This window comes from Actinomyces sp. oral taxon 170 str. F0386 (genome assembly GCF_000195595.1).
Taxonomy (GTDB): Bacteria; Actinomycetota; Actinomycetes; order Actinomycetales; family Actinomycetaceae; genus Actinomyces.
In genome coordinates, this window is record NZ_GL882517.1 from 65,985 (window position 1) to 79,938 (window position 13,954).

The following is a 13,954-nucleotide window of genomic DNA, read 5'->3' on the forward strand; positions in this document are numbered from 1 at the left end:
CGGACGGTAGCCGCGGTGGGCGGTCGCCTAGTGCAACTGGTGATCAATGCAGCCTGTTCCCAGGGAGGGACTTATTTGAATGTGATCTCAGTCGCAGTTGCTCTGTAGGGGCGATCGGCTCCCGGGCTCATGGGAAGTTTAGTGATCCGCACGACGATGGTATCCACGTCTTGGGGCTTGTCGATGGGGAGGGTCGTCGTTCCTGAGGCGAAGGGCCCATGGGTGAGCAGCGGACCGTTGGCGTTGGAGGCGTGGACCTCGATCTGACCACCCTCGTGGGTGCCCTGGATCTCGATCTGCGAGACCTTGGCAGGGCTCTTGAGGTTGAGCGTGATATCGATTGGCGCGGTCTCGGGGCTCGCGGAGTAGTGAGAGGACCATTCCTTACTCGTGTCACCATCGGTGAGGGTTCCAGCCTGAGAGGAGGCAAAGCCACTGCTGGCTTCGTCAACGACGCTCACGTTGACGATCTCAGGCTTGGTGTCCTGGGTCGGTGTCTGAGCCGGTGTCGTAGAAGCCGGCTGCTGCGTCTGGCCGCCCCCGCCGCCGGCCTCCTGGGCGCTGGCCGAGGGAACGGTGTCAGCGGCCGCGCGGTCCTCGTCCGCGAAGGGGATGCCGATCGTCCGGTAAATGATGTAGCTGGCGGCCACCAGTAAGACGACGACGATGACGGCCAAAGTGGCCAGAACGCTGTTGGTGGTGCGCTGCTCCCGGCGAGTGACCTCGGGGTCGATCTCCTCCTCGTCATCCTCGAAGACCGCGAAGCTGCCGGTGAAGGGCTCTGCCGGGACCGGTGCGGGCCCGGGGACGGTCTCGGAGGCGGTCGCCAGGACGTTCGGGATGGGGTTCGTCGGCCCGGTGACCTGGATGTAGGTGTCGCTCGCCGGTTGCTCCGGCACGGCCTGGGACCCGACCTGCTGCGGGTCAGAGGTCGGGGCCACGGCCTCCTCGGCAACGGAGGAGGCCGGCATGACGGAGGTCTGCTCCGCCGGTACGTCGGTACCGGCCGGCGCGGCCGGAACCTGGCCGGGCTGAGCCGACGTGGGGGCCGACTGACCTGCCGACGGGGCGACCGTGGCGCCCTTGCCGACACCACTGCGCCGCAGACGGTCCAGGACCCCGCGAGCCGCACTGGCGACGCCGGCTCCGGCGGCACCGGCCGCGGCCGGTGCACCCGCGTTCGCGGAGCCCCCGCCGTTGACACCAGCGGACGACGCCGGACGCTGAGCCGGCGGAATCGGCGTCGAGCCGGACTCGTGGTAGCCGACCACCGTGTCCCAGGTGCCCAGTGAGCGGGCCACCTCCGCCGAGGAGGTGGGGGGCTGACTGCTCCAGGTGCGTTCGCACAGCTCATCCAGGATCGGGTCGATCCCCGGCACGAGCGTGGAGGGCTTGACCGGGGCACCGCCCAGACGCGGGGCCGAGGGGATGCCGGGGCGCTTGCCCGGCCACCGGCCGGTCAGACCGTAGTAGAGGATCTCCACCAGCGCGCGGGCGTCGGCGCGGTCGGCGGCCGACGGGTCGTGGCCGGCCACCCGGCTCTCCAGGTCCAGGGCGGCGGCCTCGATCCCCAGGCCGCTGACCTTGACCGTGCCGTCGGGAAGAACGCGGATGGACTCGGGAGACAGGTTGAGGTGGTGCAGGCCCTTGCGAGCGCCGGCGTCGAGCGCCTGAGCGGTCTCACCGATGATCGCGCGCGCCTGCGTCGGAGGCATGCCCCGGGAGACCAGGGAGGAGAAGGTGCGTCCGGTCAGCGGCTCGGTGACGATGACGGAGGGCTCTGCGCGCTCGACGTCATAGACCTGTTGGAGACGCTGGTCCTCGACCAGCACCGCCCTGCTGGCGGACTCCAGGACGTTGTCTCGGTGGAGCGTCGCGTCGGTGAGGACCAGGATCGTGACGTCCCGGTCCAGGATCGTGTCAACGCCACGGTGCCTGACGATGCGCGGCAGCGTGGTGGACAGCGTTCCCAGGAGTCCGTAGCGACCACTGCCGATGGGCGTCGCCTCCGACATGCGTCTCCTTCCTTGAGATGGTTGTCCATCTACACCAGTTGACCCCATCGTAACTGTCTGAGGGCTCCAAACCGGGGTGATGTGGCTCGTGTGGGCAGAGGTGTGGGGCGGGTAGGGGGCGGACTGCCCTGTGGCCACCGGGGAAGGCGGGATGCTCGGGGGAAGCGAGGGCGGGATACTCCCGGGAGTGTTGGCCGGGACGTGATCCGGAGCCTGGGCGCGGTGGGAGGCGTCGGCGGCGTAGTCGGCGCTCGTGGGCGGCGGTGGAGCTGTTGCCTGCGAGGGCGCCAGAGGCGGCGGGGCGAGCGGGTAGACCGGCTGTCCGTCCTGGGTGTAGCCCGCAGGGGCCTGGGAGGACCAGCCGCCGGCGGACCGCTGCTCCATTTGACCCGGCTGTCCCCAGGGGTGCGTCTGCACCTGCGAGGGCGGTGGTGGTGCGGGCGGGGCCGCCTGGGCGGTACCGGGGGTGTAGCCAACAGCACCATGTGCGGCCGGGTCCGTTGAAATACCTGACGGGTCGGAAGCGGGTTGAGCCGGCGGCGGTGGAGCCGGGGTCTGGACGGCCGGCATCTGAGTGGTTGTCTGCGTCGTCGGCTCCGGCGGTGACAGCCAGGCCGCGATCGCCAGGACCACTCTCCCGGGCGTACCGGGCAGGCGACGACCGACGGTGGACAGGATCCGTGAGAAGGGCCGGAAGGCGACGGTGATCTCCTCGATCCCCACGACGCGCCCCATGAGCAGGTAGACCAGCGACATGACGGCGGCGACGACGCAGATGTGCCCGAAGGCCGCGAGCATCTTGGCCAGGGAGGAGTCGGCGTCGACGTTGCCCATGACCAGGTTGAGGACGATCCCGACGACGACCGCGGGCGCCACCGCCATGACCAGACGCAGGTGGGTGGCGATGATCTTGCGGCCGTCGAGGCTGGGCAGGTGGGAGCGCATCATGGGGATGACCACCACGGTGCCCCCGATCTGGCTGATCGTGTTGGCCGCGCCGGCCCAGGTCATCCAGTGGTTGGCCGGTGCCACGAAGTAGGCCATGACGCACAGGACCACGGGGATGACGCCGACGACGACGTCGGCCAGGAGCAGCCGCTTGGTGTCGGAGTAGGCCAGCATGACCCGCTGGGCCCCGAACCAGATGCCCTGCGGGACGATGCCCAGTGCCAGGGCGATGAGCATGGGGGCACTGGCCTGGGCCTCGGGCAGTGTGATCGACGGCGTGAAGAGCTGAAGGGCCGGGACGGCCAGGACGCAGACGCCGGCAGTGGCCAGGACGGTGAAGACGCCCGCCGAGCGCAGCCCCAGGGAGAGGTCCTCGCGCACGCCGGCGCTGTCGCCGGCCGCGGCCTTCTCACTCATACGGGTGAACAGGGCGGTGATGATGGAGGTGACCACCAGCGACTGGGGCAGCATGTACACCAGGTAGGCGTTGAGCCACATGGTCGTCGAGGGCACGATGACGTCCGCGTACTCGGGCTGCTCGGAGGCCGTCACCGCGTAGGAGCCCAGGTTGGAGGTGATCCAGTTACTCAGGCTGGCCACGCCCACTCCGGCCAGTGCCCACAGGGCCACCTTGACGGTCTTGCCCAGTCCCAGGCCCCGCACCCCGAAGATGATGCGGGGCCTGAAGCCGGAGCGCACCAGCGGGATGTAGAGAATGAGGGCCTGAACCGCGATGCCCAGGGTCGTCGTCGCCCCGATGAGCGTGATCCGGCCCCAGTCCCAGAGCTCTGGTCCCTGACCGGAGGTGTAGCGACCGTAGACACGGAGGTAGAACAGGATCGATGCGATTGAGATGATGTTGTTGAGCACCGGGGACCACATGTAGGGCCCGAAGCTCGAGCGGGCGTTGAGCACCTGCCCCCACAGGGCGTACAGGCCGTAGAAGAAGACCTGTGGCATGAACCAGAACGCGAAGGCGAAGGACAGCGTGCGCCACTGCCCCTGGGCCAGGGAGTTGGCGTTGAGGGTGAAGATGAGGGGGGCGGCCGCGGTCGCGATGCAGGTGACCACCAGCATGAGTGTGGCTGCGGCGGTCAGGAGCCGATTGACGACCTCCTCGCCGTTGCGCCGTCGCAGCGCCTGGACGATCTGCGGCACCAGAATGGCGTTGAGGATGCCGCCGATCATCATGTTGTACAGGTAGGTGGGCAGGTTGTTGGCCGTGTTGAAGGCGTCGGCCGCGCCCGAGCCGGTGGCGCCGAGCGCCATGACGATGAGGGCGTTGCGCACCATGCCCAGGACGCGGGAGACCAGGGTTCCCGAGGCCATGATGGCCGAGGACCGCGCCAGGGACGCCTGACTGCGTCCCTGGGAGGAGGAGCGCGTGGCTCGTGAGTTCTTGATCATGCTCATGCCGTCTCCTGTGCAGCCGGGGCCACCGCGGTGCGGCGACCTCGTCGTACGGTCCTCACAGTACCGATCACCACGATGGAGACCAGCAGGCCGACGATGATGCCGGTGCCCCGGCTCTCCCAGTCGGCGCGGACTCTCATGTCGACGGTGGTGGGCCTGCCCACGGTGGTGCCGTCCGCGGCGAGCACCTGCACCGTCAGGCCGACGTCGCCCGAGCCGACGGCCCGGATCGGCACCGTGACCTTGGCCTGCTGGTTGGCCGGGACCTTCACGGTGGTGGTGCGCGGGACCTGGAGGCGCTTGTTGTCCGAGACCAGGTAGACCTGGACGGTGACGTCCTGGTCCAGTGAGGAGGTGATCCGTACCGGCAGCTGCGCCTCGGAGCTGATGAGGTTGATGGTCGACGACGGCACCGCTGCCAGCGAGGAGGTGACCCCGGTCCCGGCTGCCTCGGCGGCCGGGACCTGTGCGCTGCGAGTCGCGGGGTCGGCCCGCCAGGACGCCGAGGCGACGACGCTCTCCAGGCCCGTGTAGTCGCCCAGCAGCGCGGGCGGGTCGGAGAGGACCGAGGAGACCGACTGCAAGGTAGCGGCCGTCCCACTGGCGGCGGTGAGGAGATCTGCGGGCAGCTCGTCGTCGTCGATCACCTTCTCCGGCGGCTCGGAGCGCTCAACGTGGGACGTGCCCTCATCGGTGGCCTCGACCTCCGCCCGGGTGTGCTCCTGAAGATCGCCCAGGGACTGGGGCCGGATCCAGGAGGCCGAGCGCAGGGCGGCCACGCGCTCGTGCACGGCTGAAGGATCGGCGGTGGAGGCTGCCCGGCGGGGCATCGCCACGACGACGTCGCGCTCCAGCGCCGGGGCCTGACGGACCAGGATCGCGCTGTCGCCGCGCAGCAGCTGGCGGGTATCGAGCTCGGCGGCCTGATCGGTCTGAGCAGTCTGAGGGGACCGAGTGTCATGGGTGGCCTGAGTGGCTGCGCCGTTCTGGTCGGAGGCGCCGGTCTGGGAGGCCTCGCCGGTGAGCGTCTCCGACAGGGACTGCTCCGGAAGCAGGACCGCGCGGTCCCCGAGCGCGCCGAGCCCGGAAGGGGTGTAGGTGAGCTCGTCGGCGGCCGGTAGGGAGGTGGGCGAGGCGATGACGGTCGAGGTCGACTGCGGCAGCGTACCGACCGTCGTGGAGTCCAGGACGCTGGAGGCCAGCCAGGCCAGCGACGTCGGCGCCCCCGCCTTGACGATGGCCGACTCCTGGGTGCGCTGCGCGGCCGTCTCGATGAGGCTCGTCTGCTGCAGGTGCGCCAGCGCCGCGGTATCGGAGTCACCCCATGGCAGGGCGACCAGGCCGCCGGTGCCGATGGCCCGCATGAGGGCGGCGGAGAGCTGGGTGACGTCGTCGGGGGTCTTCGTCGATGGTGCCGATGAGGATGGACCGGCGCTCGCCGACGGCGTCGCGGATGCCGAGGATGAGGGCGGCGTCGATGATGCTGATGAGGACGGGCCGGCGCTCGCCGAGGGTTCCGACGTGGGTGCCGTGGACACTGCTGACGCGGACGAGTCGGCGCCTTGAGGCGCCTGAGTGGCCCCGTCCGGTGACGCGGGCTGGGAGCCGCTGTTGCGGGCGGCCTCCTCCAGACTGGTCGGTGTGACGCCCAGGGCCTCGACCAGCGCCGGATCGACCGCCATGACGACACCGTCGCCGGCCATGCCCAGCAGGCCGAGGACCCGGCTGCGGATGCCGGTCACGGCCTCCTCGCGCTCCTGGGTGCGTGGACCGGCCAGAACCGCCATCTCCTGCGCGGAGGCGGTGACCGGGATGAAGGCGGTCAGGTGTACCGGCGTGACGGAGGCGCCGCTGTCCCACACGAGGACGCTGCGGTCCTGGGCCAGGGAGCCGCCCTGGGACTCCAGCCTGACGGCGACGCCGCGCGGTCCCCACTGGTCGGCGCTGCTCAGCGGCAGCTCGTCGGCCGGAACGGTGATGGAGAACTGGGCGGCCTCGCCCGGTTGGAGATCGCGGCCCAGCGGCACCGTGACGGGGTCCGACAGGCCCGACTCGTCGATTCCGGTCAGCCACTTCTTCAGGCTCTGGCTCGTGACCTCCGTGGATCGCTGCACCCTGGTCACCAGATCCGCTCCGGTGATGACCTGGCCGGTGCCGTTGGTGATGGATCCGGTCAGGACCAGGTCCTGGTCGCTGTGCAGCACCTCGGGGGCCATGGCGTCGATACTCATCGTCACCTGGTTGGCGGCCGCCTCGGCTCGCGGTGCCTGTGAGCCCTCGGTGCCCTGACTCGACTTCCCCGCCGAGGCCGACGGTGAGGCCGATGACGACTCGGACGGCGTCGTCGGTGCCGACGGCTTCGTCGAGGCCACTGGTGAGATATCGGCCGAGATCCCATCGGCTCGCGCGGTGAGGGGCGTGCCGGGGGCCTGGTCCGCGCGGGCCGTCGGCAGGACGGTCAGCGGCAGAGCCACCAGGCTCGCCACGCCCAGCAGGGCGGCAATGGTCACCATCGCCCTGCTCCGCAGCCGGGAGCCCAGCGTGGTGACCACCGTCGTGCACAGGTCGGTGGCGCCGGTCATCCATCCCCCACCAGGATGTTCCAGGCCGCGGCCACGATACGGCGCTCGTTGGGGTAGGCCAGGCGGTGGGAGACGTCGTCGAGGGCGACCCACTCGACGTCCTCGGCCTCGTGGTCCGGGTCGTTCTCCGTGGTCAGGGTGCCGCTGACCGCCTCCAGCAGGAAGTGGTGCACCACCTTGTGGACGCGGTGCTCGTGACCGGCGAACCAGTAGTCGATCGTCGCCAGGTGCCGAAGAACCCGACCGGTGATCCCGGTCTCCTCCATGATCTCGCGGACCGCGGCCTGCTCCGGGGTCTCGGTGCCCTCCAGGTGGCCCTTGGGCAGGCACCACTCCAAGCGGCCGCCCCGGTTGCGTCGGGCGATGACCGCTGTGAAGGCCTGACCGTTCTGAACGTCGACGACCAGGCCGCCGGCGCTGGTCTCGTTGACGATCGGCAGTGCGCGTGCACTCGCCCGATGAGCCGGGTTTCCGGCGCGGGGCGTGCGAGTGCGTGGCGAGGGCATAGGGACACTCTAGGGCGTCCGGGCCGCTGCATGCCTCTGGCCGAGTACGTCGTCGCACACAACTGCGCCGCCTGCGGGCGGCCGTCCCGGGGGACGCGCGAGACGGTTCTCACGGCGGTGTCGAGGGTGTCCCCGACGACGGCGCGTCCACCGGGGTTCATGGCAGGCTTGGGCCGATGACTGCGCACCCCGCTCCCACCGATCCCGTCGAGTCCGCCGATCCCATCGACGACCTCGCGGACGCCTCTGCCGACAACCGCGGCCTGACCGCGCGGGCCCGCGCGGCCCTCGAGGGACTGCCGCCCGCCCTGGCGGCCCTGGGACACGCCTTCGTGCGCGCCGGCCATGAGATCGCGCTCGTCGGTGGGCCCGTGCGGGACGCCTTCCTCGGCGTCGCCCCCCACGACCTGGACCTGACCACCTCGGCGCGCCCCGAGCAGACCGAGGAGATCCTCAAGGCGTGGGGTGAGACCACTTGGGACGTGGGCCGAGCCTTCGGCACTATCGGCGCGCGCAAGGGCTCCACCATCGTGGAGGTGACCACCTACCGCACCGAGGACTACGAGGTGGGTTCGCGCAAGCCCCAGGTCACCTACGGCGACACCCTCACCGGGGACCTCACCCGCCGCGACTTCACTGTCAACGCCATGGCGCTGCGCCTGCCCGACCTCGAGCTCGTCGATCCCTGCGGTGGCCTGAGCGACCTGGCCTCCGGCGTCCTGCGCACCCCCGTGAGCGCCGAGCAGTCCTTCGACGACGACCCCCTGCGCATCATGCGGGCCGCCCGCTTCTCCGCCCAGCTCGGCTTCGACGTCGAGATGGACGTCATGGCCGCCATGGAGGAGATGGCCCCCCGCCTGGAGATCGTCTCCGCCGAGCGCGTGCGCGCCGAGCTCGAGCGGCTGCTCATCGGCCGCTGGCCCCGGCGCGGACTGGAGCTGCTGGTTCATACCGGCGTGGCCGACGTCGTCCTGCCCGAGCTGAGCGCCCTGCGTGAGACCGTGGACGAGCACAGGCGGCACAAGGACGTCTACGAGCACACCCTGACCGTCCTGGACCAGGCCGTCGACCTGGAGACCGGGCCCGACGGCCCCGTTCCCGGCCCCGACCTGGTCCTGCGCCTGGCCGCGATCCTCCACGACATCGGCAAGCCCGCCACCCGACGCTTCCTGCCCGACGGCACCGTCACCTTCCACGGGCACGACCACGTCGGTGCCCGGATGACGGCCAAGCGCCTGCGGGCGCTGCGCTTCGACAAGCAGACCATCAAGGACGTCTCCCGGCTGGTCGAGCTCCACCTGCGCTTTCACGGGTACGCCGACGCCGCCTGGTCCGACTCGGCCGTGCGTCGCTACGCCACCGACGCCGGTCCCCTTCTCGAACGCCTCCACCGGCTCACTCGGGCCGATGTCACCACCCGCAACCGTCGCAAGGCCGCCATGCTGGACCGCGCCTACGACGACCTCGAGGAGCGCATCGAGTCCCTGCGCGCCGCCGAGGAGCTGGCCGCCATCCGCCCGGACCTCGACGGCGGCCAGATCATGGCCGAGCTCGGCGTGCCCCCCGGGCCGATCGTCGGCGAGGCCTACCGTTTCCTCATGGACCTGCGCATGGAGAGGGGACCGATCGGCGAGGATTTGGCCCGCCAGGCACTGCACTCCTGGTGGGCGGCCCGTCAGAAGAGCTGAAGGCGGTGAGTCGATGACACCGATGCAGACGAGGGGCCCGACCCCGGGCCCGGGAGGCGGGCGAGAGGAGCCCGAGAAAGTGCTTGAATCATCAAGGGAGCTGCGGGTCGGCGTCGTCGGCATCGGGGCCCGCTGCTACCTGGCAGCGCTCGCGGACTCCTCGCCGGTCCCGGCCCGGCTCGTCGCCGCTGCCGACACCGCTCCCGACGCCGCTGAGCGCGCCGAGCGCCTCCTGCCCGAGGGCGTGGCGGTCGTGGGCGACCACCGCGGCCTGCTGGAGCTCGGGATCGACGCCGTCATCCTGACCACGCCCGACGACACGCACGAGGAGCTGGCCTGCTTCTTCCTGCAGGCCGGTATCCCGGTCTACCTGGAGAAGCCCCTGGCCATCACCATCGAGGGCGCCGACCGCATCCTGGCCACGGCCCGGCGCACCGGTACCCGCCTCTACGTGGGCCACAACATGCGCCACATGGAGGTCGTGCGGCTGCTGAGGTCGATCATCGACTCCGGGCGCATCGGCGAGCTCAAGGCGATCTGGTGCCGCCACTTCGTGGGCAACGGCGGGGACTACTACTTCCGGGACTGGCACGCCGAGCGCCGCCACGTCACCGGCCTGCTGCTGCAGAAGGCCGCCCACGACATCGACGTCATGAGCTGGCTGGCCGCCTCCGAGCCGGCCCGCGTCGTCGGCATGGGCGGGCTCATGGTCTACGGGGAGGCCGAGCGGCGCCCCGCCGGGACGAGCGCCGGCACCGTCATGCAGGACTGGTTCAACCTCGACCACTGGCCGGCCGACGAGGTCAGTGACCTCAACCCCGTCATCGACGTCGAGGACCACTCCATGCTCATGATGACCATGCGCAACGGAGTCATGACCTCCTATCAGCAGTGCCACTTCACCCCTGACTACTGGCGCAGCTACACGGTCATCGGCACCCGCGGCCGGGCCGAGAACCTCGGCGACGGCGCCGGAGACGTTGTCAAGGTGTGGACCGAGCGCACCGAGCACTACGCCGAGCGCGCCGCCGAGGAGTACATCATCGCCGAGGAGGGCACCGGGCACGACAGCGCCGACCAGCTCGCCATCGACGAGTTCCTGCGCTTCGTGCGCGACGGCGGCGCCACCGACGCCTCCCCGGTCTCCGCCCGTGAGGCGGTCGCGGCGGGCGTGCTGGCCACCCGGTCCCTGCGCTCGGGGTCCGTGCCCTACGACGTGCCCGAGCTCGACGCGGAACTAGCGGCCTACTTCCACCGCGGCCAGCGGGGCCAGCAGGACCCGGACTCACCGACATCTTCTTCATGAGCTGCACGGAGCGGCGTCACCTATGAAGAGGATGTCGATACGGCGGCGCCATCACGTACAGTGCGAGCCGGGCGGGGCCGGGGTCTCACGAGGACCTCGCCCGCAGGCCGGACAGGCAGGATCCGAGGAGAGCGCATGATTCACCACATCACCCTGACCGGGCGGAGTATCGCCCTGGCCTGCGACGGCACGGTGACCACCCAGCACGGGGCGGGCGGCGCCACCGGCGCGGTCTACATCGAGGCCTCCCACCTGACCCTTCTGCACGACATGCGCGACGGCGAATTCTACCGCACCGGGCAGAACTCCTGGTCGCCGTCGGGTTGGCGCCGCCTGAGCGAGGCGCCGATGCGCATCGCGAACCAGCAGCGCCGTCGGACCGCCGACGATGACCCCTGGGACGACCCGGCCCGCCACCACTCCGCCTGGATGGCGGTCCTGGAGGACGCCTCCGGAGCGCTGCTCGTGGGCTGCCTGGACGGGCGCACGCCGCGGGTGCGCGCCGACACCGCGGTCCTGGAGGCCTTCACCGAGTCCGGTGACTCGGCGCGCTGGGTGATCCTGCCCGGCCCGGCCACCGCCGTCATGGCCCGGTACGCGCGCGAGCTCTGCGAGAGCCTGGGCAGCCGCCCCATTGAGCCCCAGAGCGTGTGGTGCTCCTGGTACTCCTACTACGAGGGCATCTCGCAGGAGGCCCTCGAGCGTGAGATCCCGCAGGTCGCTGAGCTGGGCTTCTCCACGCTCCAGATCGACGACGGCTGGGAGGTCGCGGTCGGCGAGTGGGAGGCCGGTGAGAGCTTCGGCGACGGCATGGAGGCCGCCGCGACCCGGATCCGCGAGGCCGGGATGCAGCCGGGTCTGTGGGTGGCGCCCTTCATCGCCCTGCCGGGCTCGCGGGCGGTGCGCGACTACCCGGAGATGTTCGTCCACAACGCCGACGGCGGCCTGGCCGTGGCCGGCTCCAACTGGGGCGGCGACTACTACGCGCTGGACACGACCCACCCCACCGCCCAGACCTACGTGCGCAAGCTCATCGCCAAGATCGTCCACCGGTGGGGCTTCAGCTACCTCAAGCTCGATTTCATCAACGCCGCCGCCATCCCCGGATACCGTCACCGGCAGATCGATCGCGAGGAGGCCTACCGCACCGGGCTGCGCCTCGTGCGCGACACCGCCGGCGACGAGACCTTCCTCCTGGGCTCCGGGGCCCTCATCATGCCCTCCATCGGGTTGCTCGACGCGGTGCGGGTGGGACCGGACGTGGCCCCCATGTGGGAGAACTACGCCTCCGACGACTTATCCGACGCCAAGGCCTACAACGCCCTGCACGCCGGCATCAACCGGCTCTGGCTGGGGCGGGTCATCGGGGTCGACCCCGACGTCGTCTTCTTCCGCCACCGCCGCAACCTCCTGGACGACACCCAGATGCAGTGGCTGCGCGACGTCGCCGAGGCCAGCCGCTACCGGTGCCTGTCGGACCAGATGACCTGGCTCGACGACGAGGAGAAGGAGGCCGTGCGCGCCTACCTCTCCGCCGAGGACGAGCCCCTGGAGATCCTGGGCCGCTACCGCTTCAGCCTGGGCGAGCGCGAGATCGACCTCACCAGGGCCGTCGAGGGGACGTCGTCGGCCTACCCGCTGTGAGGTGGGGGTGAGTCCCTGCTCGATGGCGTCGGCCAGGCGATCGAGAACATGCCTTCTCTGCGAGGACTGCGTTCTCCCGTAGACGACTGAGGGCAGACCCCAGTCGTCTACGGGAGAAGTACGTTCCCGAGGCGAATCGCAGTCCCCGATGCGTGCACCGGGGACTGCGTCGTCGGAACGGTCGCCAGCAAGGCCGGCCCGCCCTACCTCGTGGGGGTGCGGCCCAGGGTGAGGTAGCCGGGGAGCGTCTGGTCCTGGCCGGCGCTGGAGAACCGCAGTGGCTGGCCCGATGGGAGCGGGTTGACCACGCGCACCAGGATCGTGTTCTCACCGGCCGGATCCTCCGGCAGCTGCCCGGAGAAGGTCTGGGTCTTGCCGATCTCGATCTTGCGCAGGTCGCCGCTGAGCGTCGTGCGCCCGACCTCCGTTCCGGTCGAGGCGTTGACGGCCACCGCCTCCACGCTCCAGTTGTAGTAGAAGGGCGCCACCCCGTTGTTGGCGATCTGCACCTCGACCTTGCCGTTGCGCATGCGCCAGCGCGCCACCGACAGGTCGTAGCCGGTCTCGGAGGAGGCCTGCACGGTGCGCTCGCGCTCGGTGCTGTTGAGCGTCGTCGTGAAGGCCCAGTTGTCCACCAGCCAGCTGGCGTGCGTGGCCTTGATGGAGGCGTCGATGTCCACCGTTGCGCCGTTGGAGCCCGAGGACATGCAGCTGCCCGGGTTGCGCACCGAGCACTCCTGGATCCCAGGGTAGACCTCGCCGCCGATCGGGTACTGCTGCCAGGCCTGATCCGCCTTCGCGTTCTTCAGCTGCGGCAGGAAGTGCCAGTTGGCGGTCCCCGTGGTCTCGTAGCCGAAGGAGTCGTCGTGGTAGCCGACGCCGCGCTTGACCGTCTCCGCCGACGGGTAGCGGGCCATCGTCGGCGTCACCTGGAAGGCGCTGTCCCAGGTGTCGATGAGGGTGTTCTGGTTCGCCGTCGATGGCATCCAGTTCTCGCCGGAGGGGTTCTCCCCGGAGACCTTGCCGTTCATCGGGTAGGTGTGCTCCTCGCCCCAGAAGCCCACGAGGCCGTGAGTGATGAAGGCCAGGCGCGCATCGCCGTCGTACCTCTGGCCCAGGGTGGAGACGAAGCCGGTGAGCATCGACATCATCTCGGGGTCGTTGTAGTCGGGTGCGAGCGACTGGCCCGGCGCGTTGCCGTTGACCGTGTACTCGTGGGTCGGGACCTCGTGGGAGCTCAGCATGTAGGCCGGCATGCCGCTGGGACGCCCGGGGTAGTCGACGTAGAAGCGCAGCACCGCCTGGTGCCCGCGTGAGGCGATGGCGTTGAGGTGCGCCTCGAGCCTGTCCCACGAGTAGGAGCCGGGCCCGGTGACGACGTCGCTGACCGGCAGCGTCAGCCACTCCATCGTGTAGGGCGGGGCCGACTCGGGCAGTCCCGGTGAGTAGGAGGCGTCCGACGGCGCGAAGGGCATCATGCCCTTGAGCGGGTTGGACTCGGGTGTGGTTCCCGCCGAGACCTCGGTCCAGGCCCGGCTGCAGTTGCAGGCCCGGAACCCGGTCGACAGGGACACGACGGCGACGAGCGCCATGATGATGGCGCCGAGGCGCGGTTTGCGGCCCTTGCGGAGCCGGTTGAGCATCTGACGGCTCAGTGCCTGAGAGCTCGGGGTGCGGGGACGATCTGTGCCTCCGCCGTTGGAGGGCGCTTCCTGCGCGGCTCCGAAGATGGGAGCTTCGGAGGCTGACGAGCGGTTGTCGTCGTTCTGTGATGTGATCATGAGAACTTTTAGGTAGGCGTGAGGGTGAAGGCAACCCTACCGGTCAGTCGGTCGACGTCTCTGTGCTATCG

Annotated in this window: 7 protein-coding genes; 3 read left to right on the forward strand and 4 right to left on the reverse strand. The window is 70.2% G+C overall.

What is annotated here, in order from left to right; all coding sequences use genetic code 11:
* Positions 1 to 71 precede the first annotated feature (71 nt).
* The 3 genes from HMPREF9056_RS02975 to HMPREF9056_RS02985 are packed head-to-tail and all read right to left on the reverse strand — an operon-like array spanning position 72 to position 7,464.
* Positions 72 to 4,376 (reverse strand): murein biosynthesis integral membrane protein MurJ, encoded by a 4,305-nt coding sequence (locus HMPREF9056_RS02975; protein ID WP_009402670.1) that lies wholly within the window; start codon positions 4,374 to 4,376, stop codon positions 72 to 74.
* Positions 4,373 to 6,958: a DUF6049 family protein gene (locus HMPREF9056_RS02980; RefSeq protein ID WP_009402672.1), complete on the reverse strand. Its 2,586-nt coding sequence runs from the start codon at positions 6,956 to 6,958 to the stop codon at positions 4,373 to 4,375. The genes HMPREF9056_RS02975 and HMPREF9056_RS02980 overlap by 4 nt, the downstream gene beginning before the upstream one ends.
* Positions 6,955 to 7,464, reverse strand: a complete 510-nt coding sequence (locus HMPREF9056_RS02985; protein WP_009402674.1) for an NUDIX hydrolase — start codon at positions 7,462 to 7,464, stop codon at positions 6,955 to 6,957. The genes HMPREF9056_RS02980 and HMPREF9056_RS02985 overlap by 4 nt, the downstream gene beginning before the upstream one ends.
* A 176-nt stretch (positions 7,465 to 7,640) precedes the next feature.
* On the opposite strand from HMPREF9056_RS02985, the gene HMPREF9056_RS02990 reads away from it, so the two are divergent.
* From HMPREF9056_RS02990 to HMPREF9056_RS03000, 3 genes are all read left to right on the forward strand, one after another.
* The gene (locus HMPREF9056_RS02990) at positions 7,641 to 9,152 is read left to right on the forward strand and encodes a CCA tRNA nucleotidyltransferase (RefSeq protein WP_009402677.1); all 1,512 of its coding nucleotides are present in this window, start codon (positions 7,641 to 7,643) and stop codon (positions 9,150 to 9,152) included.
* Between the two features lie 79 nt (positions 9,153 to 9,231).
* The gene (locus HMPREF9056_RS02995) at positions 9,232 to 10,458 is read left to right on the forward strand and encodes a Gfo/Idh/MocA family protein (protein ID WP_034513551.1); all 1,227 of its coding nucleotides are present in this window, start codon (positions 9,232 to 9,234) and stop codon (positions 10,456 to 10,458) included.
* 135 nt (positions 10,459 to 10,593) lie between these two features.
* The gene (locus tag HMPREF9056_RS03000; RefSeq protein WP_009402679.1) at positions 10,594 to 12,102 is read left to right on the forward strand and encodes a glycoside hydrolase family 36 protein; all 1,509 of its coding nucleotides are present in this window, start codon (positions 10,594 to 10,596) and stop codon (positions 12,100 to 12,102) included.
* Positions 12,103 to 12,305: 203 nt separating this feature from the next.
* Here the strand turns inward: HMPREF9056_RS03000 and HMPREF9056_RS03005 are convergent, their stop codons facing one another.
* Positions 12,306 to 13,883, reverse strand: a complete 1,578-nt coding sequence (locus HMPREF9056_RS03005; protein ID WP_034513552.1) for a DUF4832 domain-containing protein — start codon at positions 13,881 to 13,883, stop codon at positions 12,306 to 12,308.
* Between the last annotated feature and the right edge of the window lie 71 nt (positions 13,884 to 13,954).

Bases quoted from the DNA above. Each gene is read 5' to 3' on its own strand.
- HMPREF9056_RS03000 (WP_009402679.1), top strand. From the start codon at position 10,594: ATGATTCACCACATCACCCTGACCGGGCGGAGTATCGCCCTGGCCTGC.
- HMPREF9056_RS02975 (WP_009402670.1), bottom strand. From the start codon at position 4,376: ATGAGCATGATCAAGAACTCACGAGCCACGCGCTCCTCCTCCCAGGGA.
- HMPREF9056_RS02980 (WP_009402672.1), bottom strand. From the start codon at position 6,958: ATGACCGGCGCCACCGACCTGTGCACGACGGTGGTCACCACGCTGGGC.
- HMPREF9056_RS02990 (WP_009402677.1), top strand. From the start codon at position 7,641: ATGACTGCGCACCCCGCTCCCACCGATCCCGTCGAGTCCGCCGATCCC.
- HMPREF9056_RS03005 (WP_034513552.1), bottom strand. From the start codon at position 13,883: ATGATCACATCACAGAACGACGACAACCGCTCGTCAGCCTCCGAAGCT.
- HMPREF9056_RS02985 (WP_009402674.1), bottom strand. From the start codon at position 7,464: ATGCCCTCGCCACGCACTCGCACGCCCCGCGCCGGAAACCCGGCTCAT.